Origin of the sequence: Mesorhizobium sp. M0140 (assembly GCF_040322475.1) — a bacterium.
Lineage (GTDB): Bacteria > Pseudomonadota > Alphaproteobacteria > Rhizobiales > Rhizobiaceae > Mesorhizobium.
Genome location: NZ_JAMYTM010000009.1, coordinates 150,813 through 162,652, shown reverse-complemented (window position 1 = coordinate 162,652; position 11,840 = coordinate 150,813). Strand labels below are relative to the sequence as shown.

At 62.5% G+C, this 11,840-nt stretch carries 11 protein-coding genes; 7 read left to right on the top strand and 4 right to left on the bottom strand.

The features are described from left to right. Positions 1–14: 14 nt before the first annotated feature. From xdhC to uraH, 4 genes are all read right to left on the bottom strand, one after another. The gene (xdhC, locus tag NKJ37_RS12030; RefSeq protein WP_023813627.1) at positions 15–953 is read right to left on the bottom strand and encodes a xanthine dehydrogenase accessory protein XdhC; all 939 of its coding nucleotides are present in this window, start codon (positions 951–953) and stop codon (positions 15–17) included. A 61-nt stretch (positions 954–1,014) separates the two neighbouring features. Further along, positions 1,015–3,366, bottom strand: a complete 2,352-nt coding sequence (gene xdhB / locus NKJ37_RS12025; RefSeq protein ID WP_023813628.1) for a xanthine dehydrogenase molybdopterin binding subunit — start codon at positions 3,364–3,366, stop codon at positions 1,015–1,017. Then, positions 3,366–4,847, bottom strand: a complete 1,482-nt coding sequence (gene xdhA / locus NKJ37_RS12020; RefSeq protein WP_023813629.1) for a xanthine dehydrogenase small subunit — start codon at positions 4,845–4,847, stop codon at positions 3,366–3,368. The genes xdhB and xdhA overlap by 1 nt, the downstream gene beginning before the upstream one ends. A 3-nt stretch (positions 4,848–4,850) precedes the next feature. Next, positions 4,851–5,225: a hydroxyisourate hydrolase gene (gene uraH, locus NKJ37_RS12015; protein WP_023813630.1), complete on the bottom strand. Its 375-nt coding sequence runs from the start codon at positions 5,223–5,225 to the stop codon at positions 4,851–4,853. 203 nt (positions 5,226–5,428) lie between these two features. Between uraH and puuE the strand changes: the two genes are divergently transcribed. The 7 genes from puuE (at position 5,429) to NKJ37_RS11980 (ending at position 11,717) form a co-directional block, all read left to right on the top strand. Further along, complete coding sequence (gene puuE, locus NKJ37_RS12010; RefSeq protein WP_023813631.1) at positions 5,429–6,847, top strand: allantoinase PuuE; 1,419 nt, start codon at positions 5,429–5,431, stop codon at positions 6,845–6,847. A 10-nt stretch (positions 6,848–6,857) separates the two neighbouring features. Further along, a complete protein-coding gene (locus NKJ37_RS12005) occupies positions 6,858–7,721 on the top strand; it encodes a bifunctional allantoicase/(S)-ureidoglycine aminohydrolase (protein WP_128302771.1) in 864 nt (287 codons plus the stop codon). Further along, entirely contained in the window at positions 7,718–8,209 is a 492-nt protein-coding gene (locus NKJ37_RS12000; RefSeq protein ID WP_128302770.1) for an ureidoglycolate lyase, read from the top strand. Before NKJ37_RS12005 ends, NKJ37_RS12000 begins: the two co-directional genes overlap by 4 nt. A 67-nt stretch (positions 8,210–8,276) precedes the next feature. Continuing rightward, the gene (locus NKJ37_RS11995) at positions 8,277–8,870 is read left to right on the top strand and encodes a nucleoside deaminase (RefSeq protein WP_128302769.1); all 594 of its coding nucleotides are present in this window, start codon (positions 8,277–8,279) and stop codon (positions 8,868–8,870) included. Between the two features lie 60 nt (positions 8,871–8,930). Further along, positions 8,931–9,236 carry a type II toxin-antitoxin system MqsR family toxin gene (locus tag NKJ37_RS11990; protein ID WP_128302768.1) on the top strand — a complete coding sequence of 102 codons (306 nt, stop codon included), beginning with the start codon at positions 8,931–8,933 and terminating at the stop codon, positions 9,234–9,236. Beyond that, positions 9,233–9,652, top strand: a complete 420-nt coding sequence (locus NKJ37_RS11985) for a type II toxin-antitoxin system MqsA family antitoxin (protein ID WP_050592750.1) — start codon at positions 9,233–9,235, stop codon at positions 9,650–9,652. Before NKJ37_RS11990 ends, NKJ37_RS11985 begins: the two co-directional genes overlap by 4 nt. A gap of 79 nt (positions 9,653–9,731) precedes the next feature. Beyond that, positions 9,732–11,717: a CocE/NonD family hydrolase gene (locus tag NKJ37_RS11980; RefSeq protein ID WP_128302767.1), complete on the top strand. Its 1,986-nt coding sequence runs from the start codon at positions 9,732–9,734 to the stop codon at positions 11,715–11,717. The last annotated feature ends 123 nt before the right edge of the window (positions 11,718–11,840 follow it).

Sequence of the window (11,840 nt, the reverse complement as noted above, 5' to 3'; positions counted from 1 at the left end):
GTTGAGGCGCAAGCTTAGCCGACCATCACCTTGTCGTGCGGGACCTGATGGTCGGCATTTGATGCTGTGGCGTGCATGACCAGCGCCGTCATGATTTCGGCGGCCGCGAGCGCTGCAATGACTTGCGGGCGCTTGTCCTTGACGGCAGCGCCGCCGATCGGCGAGACGAGGCGGGCAAATTCCGCCTCGCTGCCGTCCGCCGATTTCAGGAACCAGTTCTTGAACGTCGCTTTCTTGGTCTTGGACCCGATCATGCCGACATAGGCGGCATCGCCGCGTTTCAGCGCCTCGGCGACGATCAGGAAATCCAGCGCATGATCGTGGGTCAGGATGGCGAAGGCGGCGCCAGCGGGAGCGTTTCGCACCATCGCTTCCGGCATAGCTGTCAGCCTGGTCTCGACGGATTCCGGCATGCCTTCCAGTGCTTCGGCCCGCGTCTCGATGACGATGCCGTGCACGGGAAGAAGTGCGATCGTCGACGCCAGCGCCTGGCCGACATGGCCGCCGCCGAAGATGTAGACACGCGGCAGGTGCGCCTCCTCGGCTTCCGCAGCCGCAACCAGATCGGCGGCAAGGGCTGCATCGACGAGCCGGATCAGCACTTCGACGCGCCCGCCGCAGCATTGGCCGATTTCCGGGCCTAGCGGCACATCGAGGGTCGCGCGGCTTTCCCTGCCCCTTGAGGGGAGGGTGGCGGCGAAGCCGCCGGGTAAGATCGGATCGGCGCGGGTTCTCTCCCCCCTTGAGGGGGAGAAAAGCATCTGCCGGGCTTTGTCGATCGCCATGTATTCGAGTTGACCGCCGCCGATGGTGCCAAAGATCGCCGCCTGCGAGACGAGCATGAAGGCGCCCTTCTCGCGTGGCGTCGAGCCTTTTGTTCCGGTCACTTCGACCAGGGCAACCTGGCCGGCGCTGGTGAGAAAGGCTTTCAGGCTTTGCACTTTCGAGTTCATGGTTCACATTCCCGAATGGGAAATATAGGTTTTTCGGCCCAGATTGCACATTCTGCCAGATTCAGGCGCCGGCCTTCGTCTCTTTCTTCAGCCTCTCGATCGCCATCAGCACCCGCTCCGGCGTTGCAGGAGCATCGAGGCGCGGACAGATCTTGTGGTCGGCGACGCTGGCCACTGCATCCGACAGGGCGTGCAGCACCGACATGCCGAGCGGGAACGGCGGCTCGCCGACTGCCTTGGAGCGGTGGATGGTCGGCTCGCTCGCTTCCGGCCAGTCGGCCAAGGTGATGTTGAATATCTTCGGCCGGTCGGAGGCGAGCGGGATCTTGTAGGTCGATGGCGCGTGCGTGCGCAGCCGGCCCTTGGCGTCCCACCACAGTTCTTCCGTCGTCAGCCAGCCCATGCCTTGGATGAAGCCGCCCTCGATCTGGCCGATGTCGATGGCGCTATTCAGAGATCGGCCGCAGTCATGCAGAATATCGGTGCGCTCGACCATGTATTCGCCGGTCAGCGTGTCGACCGAGACCTCCGAGCACGACGCGCCATAGGCGAAATAATAGAAGGGGCGGCCCTCGCCCTTGTCGCGGTTCCAGTGGATTTTCGGCGTCTTGTAGAAACCCGCCGCCGACAGCTGGATGCGAGCCATATAGGCCTGCTTGATGAGGTCGGCGAAGGCGATTTCCTGGTTGCCGATGCGCACCCGGTTGGGCAGGAACAGCACCTGATCGCGCGGCACCTGATATTTTTCAGCGGCGAAATCGATCAGCCGGTCCTTGATCTGGCGAGCGCCATTTTGCGCCGCCATGCCGTTGAGATCGGAGCCGGACGACGCTGCCGTGGCCGAAGTGTTCGGCACCTTGCCGGTCGTGGTCGCGGTGATCTTGACCTGGTCGAGGTCGATCTGGAACTCTTCCGCCACCACTTGCGCAACCTTGACGTAGAGGCCCTGCCCCATCTCGGTGCCGCCATGGTTCAGATGCACCGAACCGTCGGTATAGACATGCACCAGCGCGCCGGCCTGGTTATAATGCGTGGCGGTGAACGAGATGCCGAACTTGACCGGCGTCAGCGCCAGGCCGCGCTTGATGAAACGGCTGTTGGCGTTGAAGGCCGATATCTCACGCCGGCGCCGCGCATAGCTGGCGCTTTGCTCGAGCTCGGCGACGATGCGCTGGATGATGTTATCCTCGACCGTCTGGTGGTAGGGCGTGATGTTGCGGTCTGACGTACCATAAAAATTCTTCTTGCGGATTTCGAGTGGATCCTTGCCGACGGCGAAGGCCACCTCGTCGATGACGCGCTCGGCGCCGACCATGCCTTGCGGGCCGCCGAAACCACGAAAGGCGGTGTTCGACACGGTGTTGGTGTAGAGCGGCGCCGATTGCGCATGCACCGCCGGCCAGAAATAGGTGTTGTCGCAGTGGAACAGTGCGCGATCGGTCACCGGGCCGGAAAGGTCCGACGAAAAACCGCAGCGCGCCGCGAACATGAAATCGACGCCGAGGATGTTGCCCTCGTCATCGAAGCCGACTTCGTAGTCGACGAGGAAATCGTGACGCTTGCCGGTGGCGATCATGTCGTCGTCGCGGTCGGGCCGGATCTTCACGGCGCGATGGTGTTTCTTCGCGGCGATCGCCGCCAATGCGGCAAACTGGTTGCCTTGCGTCTCCTTGCCGCCGAAGCCGCCGCCCATCCGGCGGATCTCCACCGTGATGGCATTGCTCGGCACGCCGAGTGCATGGCTCACCATGTGCTGGACTTCGCTCGGATGCTGGGTCGAGGAATAGATGGTGACGTCCTGATCCTCGCCCGGAATGGCCATGGCGATATGGCCTTCGAGATAGAAGTGTTCCTGGCCGCCGATGCGCATTTTTCCCTTTAGCCGGCGCGGCGCCTGACGGATCGCTGTAGCGGCATCGCCGCGCTTCAGCGTCAGTGGCGGCGTGACGACCTTGTCCTTCTTCGGATCGAGCGCGCCAATGTCGGTGACGAAGGGCAATTCCTTGTATTCGACCTTGGCCAATCTGGTGGCGCGACGCGCCTGCTCGCGCGTCTGCGCAATGACGCAAAAGATTGGCTGGCCATAGAATTGCACCTTGCCGTCGGCCAGCACCGGCTCGTCGTGGCGGCCTGTCGGCGAAATGTCGTTCTCGCCCGGCACATCCTTGGCCGTCAGCACGTCGACAACACCGGGCGCTGTACGCACCGCCGAGAGATCCATGCTGGTAATCGTGGCATGCGTGGCGGCAGAAAGCCCGAGGCAGCCATGCAGCGTGCCGGCCGGTTCCGGCATGTCGTCGATATAGACGGCCGTGCCGCTGACATGCTTGTGGGCGGAGTCATGGCGTTGATCGGTGGCAACGCCGCCGGCGATCTTTTCAGCCTTCAGATTGGGGGGAGCGTGCTTGTTCATCATGCCGCCTCGTGCCTCGAAACCTGGATCGGCTCCCTGGTACCGCTGGTCTCGGCGAAGAAGCGCAGCAAGAGATTGCGCGCCGCGAGCGCACGATACTCGGCCGAGGCCCGCATGTCGGTGAGCGGGGTGAAATCCCTGGCATATTCGACCATCGCCGCGTCAACCGTGGTCTCCGTCCATGGCTTGCCGAGCAGCGCTTTTTCGACAGAAGACGCCCGCTTCGGCGTCGCCGCCATGCCGCCATAGGCAATGCGCACCTCCGCGACCGTGCCATCGCTGGCCAGCGTCAGGAAGAAGGCGCCGAGGGCCGCGGTGATGTCCTCATCGCGGCGCTTGGTGATTTTGTGGACGGCGAATTTCGTGCCCTTGACCGGAACCGGAACGTGCACGGCCTCGACGAATTCGCCCGGCTGCCGGTCCTGTTTGCCATAGGCAATGAAGAAGGTTTCCAGTGGAATCGAGCGCCGCTTCTTGCCCTTGCGCAGGGTGAGACTTGCGCCAAGAGCGATCAAGGGCGGCGGCGTGTCGCCGATCGGCGAGCCGTTGGCGATATTGCCGCCGATCGTCCCCATGTTGCGCACCTGTTCGCCGCCGATGCGATCGAACAACGGCCCCAGCGCCGGGATACGCTTCGCCAATATCGCGAAGGCATCAGTGTAGGTGACGCCCGCGCCGATCGAAATGATGCCGTTGTCTTCCGAGATGGTGCAAAGTCCGTCGAGATTGCCGATGAAAATGGCCGGCGAAATATCGCGCATGTGCTTGGTCACCCAGAGGCCGACATCGGTCGAGCCGGCAACGATGGTGGCGCCGGGTTCCTTGTCCAGCACGGCGGCGAAATCATCGACATCGGCCGGCACGACCAGCCGCGTCTTGGCCGAACCGATCTCAATCCGGGCGCCGTCATGCATGGCCTCGAGCCTCGCGGTGATCGCCTTGCGCTCCGTGGCCAGCGGATCCTTTACCGCCTTGCCGTAGCTGGAGATGGCATGCGCAGCGCGCATGATCGCCTCGTAGCCGGTGCAGCGGCAGAGATTGCCTTGCAAGGCCTTTTCGATATCCGCGTTCGACGGATTCGACGACTTCATCCACAGGCCATAGAGCGACATGACGAAGCCCGGTGTGCAGAAGCCGCATTGCGAGCCGTGGAAATCGACCATCGCCTGCTGCACCGGATGCAGTTGGCCTGATACGCCGCGCAGATGCTCGACGGTCACGACATGGGTGGCGTCCAACGAGCCGAGGAAACGGATGCAGGCATTGACGCTTTCATAGACCAGCCCGCCGGCCGAGAGCTTGCCGACCAACACGGTGCAGGCGCCGCAATCGCCCTCGGCGCAGCCTTCCTTGGTGCCGCGCAGCGACCGGTCGAGCCGCAGCCAGTCGAGCAGGGTCGCGTCGGGTGCCACCGACGAAAGCGCGACGTCCCTGCCGTTGAGGATGAAGCGGATTTCATTGCGGATGCTAATTTTGGCCATGCCTCAGCTCCCCCTGTAGGTCGAATAGCCATAGGGCGAGACGAGCAGCGGCACATGGTAGTGCAGCGGTTCGGCCATGCCGAAGCGGATCGGTATCACATCGAGAAAGGCGGGGTTCGGCAGGCTCGACCCCTGCTGGCGCAAATAGTCGCCTGCGGCGAAGACCAGTTCGTATTCTCCGGGGCGGAACTCCGCGCCGGCGAGCAGCGGCTTGTCACAACGGCCGTCGGCATTGGTGACAACGGTCTTCAAATGTGTCCGCGCCTTGCCCTCGAGGTGATAAAGCGCGATCGACAATCCCGCCGCCGGCTTGCCTGTCGCCGTGTCGAGGACATGGGTCGTCAGACGCCCGCCATCGGCATTCGACGTTTCTGCCATTGGCCGCCTCCCATTTCCGGTACGAGCGAATTGGCCCGGTACGATCAAGTATCAACAGTGAATTGTGCGCCAATTAAAGGCGATGCATAAGTCCCGGTCGAGCGGAGTGCGACAAAAACACTTTCAAAAATTTTCGGGGGAATGCGAGAAGCACCCTTTCGATATTCTGATCATACTTCGGGCCATGCCCGGCGGGAGGGACGATGCGTTACAGCAGAGACATGCGCGGCTACGGAGTCAATCCGCCGGACCCGAAATGGCCTGGCGGCGCGCATGTCGCCGTGCAGTTCGTCGTCAACTACGAGGAAGGCGGCGAGAACTGCGTGCTGCATGGCGACAAGGCGTCCGAAGCCTTCCTGTCGGAAATCGTCGGCGCGGCACCCTGGGTGGGCCAGCGCCACTGGAACATGGAATCCATCTACGAATACGGTGCCCGCGCCGGTTTCTGGCGGTTGCTGCGGCTGTTCAGCGAGGCCGAGGTGCCGATCACCTGCTATGGCGTCGCCACCGCGCTCGCCCGTTCGCCGGATCAAGTCACGGCCATGCAGGAAGCCGGCTGGGAGATCGCCTCGCACGGGTTGAGATGGATCGACTACCGCGACCACAGCGCCGAGGATGAGCGCCGCGACCTCGAGGCGGCGATCAAGCTGCACTACGAAGTGACCGGCGCGCGCCCGACCGGCTGGTATACGGGTCGCACATCGATCAACACAGTGCGGATTGTGGCGGAAGAAGGCGGTTTCGACTATGTGTCGGACACCTATGACGACGAGCTGCCCTACTGGTTCGAGCATGATGGCGGCGCGCAGCTCATCATTCCCTATACGCTCGACGCCAACGACATGCGGTTCGCAACGCCGCAGGGCTTCAACTCCGGCGACCAGTTCTTTGCCTATTTGAAGGACAGCTTCGACACGCTCTATGCCGAGGGCAAGGCAGGCCGGCCACGCATGATGAACATCGGCCTGCACTGCCGCCTCGTCGGGCGGCCGGGCCGGGTGGCGGCGCTGAAGCGCTTCGTCGACTATGTGAAGTCGCACGACAGGGTCTGGCTGGCGCGGCGCATCGACATCGCCCGCCACTGGCAAGAGGTCAATCCTTATCAACCGGCGGCACTCCGCCCCTCGAAGATGGAATTCGAGACCTTCGTCCACACTTTCGGCGGCGTGTTCGAGCATTCGCCCTGGATCGCCGAACGCGCCTACGAACTGGAACTGGGCCCGGCGCATGACACTTCAGGCGGCCTGCACAATGCGCTTTGCCGTGTCTTCCGGTCCGCCAGCGAAACCGAGCGGCTTTCCGTGCTCAACGCTCATCCCGACCTTGCCGGCAAACTTGCCAAGGCCAAACGGCTGACGGCGGAATCGACCAGGGAACAGGCTTCGGCCGGCCTCGACGCGCTGACCGACAAGGAGCGCGAACTGTTTTCCAAGCTCAACGCCGCCTACGTCACCACTTTCGGTTTCCCCTTCATCATCGCGGTGAAGGGCAAGACGAGGCAAGAGATTCTGGCGGAATTCGAGGCGCGCATCGGCAACAGCCGCGGCGTCGAATTCGAAACCGCCTGCAAACAGGTCGAGCGCATCGCGCTGCTCCGCCTCAAAGACATGCTTCCGCAATAGGTTTGAACCCATGGATACGATCAGGATGCCCGAGCGAACCTATTACGCACCACATGGCGGCCACCCCGGCCAGAGCGAGCTTCTGACCGGCCGCGCCGTCTTCACCGAGGCCTATGCCGTCATTCCCCGGGGTGTGATGCAGGACATCGTGACCAGTGCGTTGCCGTTCTGGGACAAGACCCGCGCCTGGATCTTGTCGCGACCGCTATCCGGTTTTGCCGAGACGTTCTCGCAATACATTGTCGAGGTCGCGCCGAGCGGCGGCAGCGAGCGGCCGGAACCCGATGCCGGCGCCGAGGGCGCCCTGTTCGTGGTCGAGGGCGAGTTGACGGTTCTGCTTGCCGGCAAGAAGCATGTCTTGCGGCCCGGCGGCTTTGCCTTCCTGCCGCCGGCCAGCGGCTGGACGGTTCGCAACGAAAGCAAGGCCGACGTGCGCTTCCACTGGATTCGCAAGGCTTACGAGGTGGTTGACGGTCTCGATGTGCCGGAAGCCTTCTTCACCAACGAGCAGGAGATCGCGCCAACCCCTATGCCCGGCACCGAAGGCCGCTGGGCGACGACGCGGTTCGTCGATCCGGCCGATTTGCGCCACGACATGCACATGACCATTGTCACGCTGGAACCCGGCGCGGTCATTCCCTTCGCCGAGACCCATGTCATGGAGCATGGGCTCTATGTGCTGGAGGGCAAAGCGGTCTATCGCCTCAACCAGGACTGGGTCGAGGTCGAGGCCGGCGACTATATGTGGCTGCGCGCCTTCTGTCCGCAGGCCTGCTACGCGGGCGGCCCGGGAAAATTCCGCTATCTGCTCTACAAGGACGTGAACCGGCACGCCAAGCTCGGCGGCGCCGGTGTCCCCGGGCGGACGCCGTGACGCGGATCATTGCGCGGCCACTGACCCGCGAGAGCTTTGCTCCGTTCGGCGACGTCATCGATATGGGCGGCGACAACCACTACCCGATCAATGGCGGCCGCGCGGAACGCTATCACGATCTGGCGACCGCCGAGGCGATCGGACCGAATGCCCGCGTGCTGATCTCGATGGTGCGCGGCACGCCTTACGAACTGCCGCTGAAGCTGAGCATGGTCGAGCGCCACCCCTTCGGCAGCCAGGCCTTCATCCCGCTGTCGCCGCGCCCATTCCTGGTCGTCGTCTGCCATGATGGCGATGAGGGGCCGGGCGAGCCGCATGCCTTCACCACCGCACCCGGACAAGGTATCAACTATTCCCGCAATCTCTGGCATGGCGTGCTGACGCCGCTCGGCGAGCCTCAGGACTTCCTGATCGTCGACCGGGGCGGCGACGGCTCCAATCTCGAAGAATTCCATTTCTCGCATGCTTACGAGATCCATCTCCCTTAATTTTTTGTGCATGTCGTTACCCCAAAACCGGGGCACTTTTGGGCGACATGCAGCAGGAGAGCCTGAAATGACCGACATTTCTTTGATCGACCGCCTGCTCGACGTGATCGAACACGACATCGTGCCGAAGACGGCCGACGGTGTTGTCCATGGCAACAAGCTGTTCGGCGCGGCGATCCTGCGCAAGGACGACCGTTCGCTGGTGCTGGCCGAGACCAACAACGAGAGGGAAAACCCGCTCTGGCATGGCGAGGTGCACTGCCTGAAACGTTTCTACGAAATGCCGAAGGCGGAGCGCGTCGATACAAGAGACGCCATTTTCCTCGCCACGCATGAGCCCTGCTCGCTCTGCCTGTCGGCGATCACCTGGACTGGCTTCGACAATTTCTACTATCTGTTCAGCCACGAGGATTCGCGCGACAGTTTTGCCATCCCGCACGATCTGAAGATCCTGAAAGAGGTCTTCACCCTCGACCCCGGCGGCTACAATGCCGAGAATGCCTACTGGAAGAGCTTTTCTATCCGCAGGCTGGTGCGAGCGTTGCCCGAGGTAGAGCGGCAACGGCTGGAAATACGCATCGGCGCGATTTCGGCGCGCTACGATGATCTGTCCGGCGTCTATCAGGCGAACAAGGACGATAACGACATCCCGCTGAATTAGGGCTCTCGGCCTACCGGGGGGCACCCTTGAATTGCCACCTTTATGGTGGCATATTGCGTCATGGAGAAACGAAGGCCCACCTACGATCTTGATGCCATCAAGACGACGTTCGGGTCTGTCGATACGCTGGCGATCACGACGTCCGCTCTGCGGGATGCCACAGGCCTTGGCTTCGACCGTGCCGGCGTCGTCGAGGTAATCGGCGGCATGACGAGGAAAATGTTCGTGAAATCCATGACGACCTTTGCGGATCACCGGGTCTGGCAGGATGCCTATCACGTGCCCGTGCGCGACCTGATCCTCTACGTGAAATTCCAAGCGGATGTCGTGACCGAGTTCACGGTCATGTCGTTCAAGGAGAAATGACCATGGCGACAAGAGAAGAAAATCGGACCATGATTTCCCCCGAAACCGGGGAAACGCTCACGCGTGACGTGCGTCCATTCACAGTGGCGTACAAGGGCGAGAGCATAATTGTCGACCTTCCGGGTTACTATCCAGCATCCGGTGACGAGGGTGTGCATATCGGAGGCGACATGGCTGCCGTCGATGCCGCACTACGCGCCCTCAAGGAGAGGATCGATGGCGTGCCGGCCCCGGCAACCATCCGCCGCATGCGCACAAAGCTCAATCTGTCGCAGCGCGAGGCAGGATCCCTGTTCAAGGTCGGCGAGAATGCTTTCGACAAGTATGAAAGGGGCCTGATCGAGCCGAGTGGCCCGACCATTCAATTGATGACGCTGCTGGAAAAACATCCCGAACTGCTGGATGAATTGCGGTAGCGGCACAGGTCGCATTTTTCGCTGCTCCAGTCGCGAATGGTGATTGAAAGTCGTCGCGCCGCGGGGCGTTATGCGGGCCATGAAAACAGTCACCGAATTTCCCCGCAAGGTCGTCGAGTTCCCGGATATGGGCATCGTCATGCCGGATGGCTGCCGGCTGTCGGCGCGGGTCTGGATGCCGGAGGATGCCGGCGACGATCCAGTGCCGGCGATCCTGGAGCATCTGCCCTACCGCAAGCGCGACGGCACCATCTTTCGCGATCAGCTGACGCATCCCTATTTCGCCGGCCACGGCTACGCCTCGATCCGGGTCGATATGCGCGGCAATGGCGATTCCGAAGGGCTGATGGACGACGAATATTCCGAGCAGGAATTGCAGGACGCCTGCGACATCATCGCCTGGGCGGCAAGCCAGCCCTGGTGCAACGGCAATGTCGGCATGATGGGCATTTCCTGGGGCGGCTTCAACTGCCTGCAGGTGGCGGCCAAGCAGCCGCCGGCGCTCAAAGCGGTGATCAGCTTGTGCTCGACCGTCGACCGCTACGCCGACGACATTCACTACAAGGGCGGCTGCCTGCTGATCGAGAACTTCGGCTGGGCCTCGACCATGCTGTCCTACTCATCGCGGCCGCCGGACCCGCTGCTGGCCGGCGACAACAGATGGCGCGATCTGTGGCTGACCCGGCTGGAGAACCAATCCTTCCTGGCGCCGCTGTGGCTGAAGCACCAGCACCGTGATGCCTACTGGAAGCGCGGCTCGATCTGTGAGGATTTTTCCGCCGTCAAAGCCGCGGTTCTGTCGATCGGCGGCTGGCATGACGGCTACCGCAACACCGTCTCGCATCTGGCCAGCAACATCGAAGCCCCGGTCAAGGGCATTATCGGGCCATGGATCCATAAATACCCGCATTACGCAGGACCAAAACCCGCCATCGGCTTCCTGCAAGAGGCCTTGCGCTGGTGGGACCGCTGGCTCAAGAGTGTCGAAACCGGTGTCGAGTCCGACCCGGCCTACCGCGCCTATGTCATGGACAGCGTGCGTCCGGCGCGCTGGCACCCCGAGCGTCCCGGCCGCTGGATTGCCGAGCAGCAATGGCCCTCGCCAACCATCAAGACGCAGGCGGTCGATCTGATCCCCGCAACGGAAAAACCCGCCATCGTTGCCTCGCCGCAAAGCTGCGGCTTGGCTGGCGGCGAGTATTTTCCCTTCACCTTCGGCCCCGAACTGCCAGGCGATCAGCGCCCCGACGATGCGCTGTCGGTGTGTTTCGACCAGACGGAACTCAGTCAGGCCATCGACATCGTCGGCACCGCGGAAGTCGAATTGCGGCTGTCCTCCGACCGTCCGCAGGCCAACATCGCGATCCGACTCTGTGACGTGCATCCCGATGGCGCGTCGGAGCTGATTTCCTACGGCGTGCTCAACCTGACGCATCGCAACTCGCACGAGTTCCCGGAAGCCCTGGTGCCGGGCGAAACCATCTCAGTACGCGTCGTGCTCGATCAATGCGGCTATCGCGTTCCGCCCGGCCACCACCTGCGTGTTGCCGTTTCGAACGCCTATTGGCCTGCCATCTGGCCGTCGCCGGAGCCGGTCCGGCTGACCTTATCGGCGGCGACGCTCCGCTTGCCGCTGCGGCCGTTGGCGACAGACGATGAAGCGGCGTTCGCCGAGCCGGAAGGTGCCACTCCCTGGGCAACGGAGACGATCCGCGCCAGCAATTCCGAGCGCCATATCGATCGTGACGAAAAGACGGGAATCGTGACGCTTTCCATCGTTGATGATTTCGGCGAGGTGCGCGATCTCGCTCATGGCCTCGCCAATGGCAGCATCGCCCGCGAGACCTGGACGATCCATCCCGACGACCCGCTGTCGGCCTCGGGGAAGACGCACTGGACGCAGACCCTGTCGCGAAACGGATGGTCGGTACGCACCGAAACGACAGCCGAAATGCGATCGGACGCGCAAAACTTCATCGTCAGCGCCAGAATCGAGGCCTATGAGGACGAAACGCTCGTCTTCGAGCGTAATTTCGAGGAGAAGGTGCCGCGCGCGCTTCTTTGAGCACCGAGTTCATTGGTCCAATTGCGACGTACGATTTACGCCACGGCATGTCGCATTCGGTCTTGCTTACCGCTTTCCCTTGCGGTCATTATTCTCCTCACAAGAAACAAGTAAAACGACCGC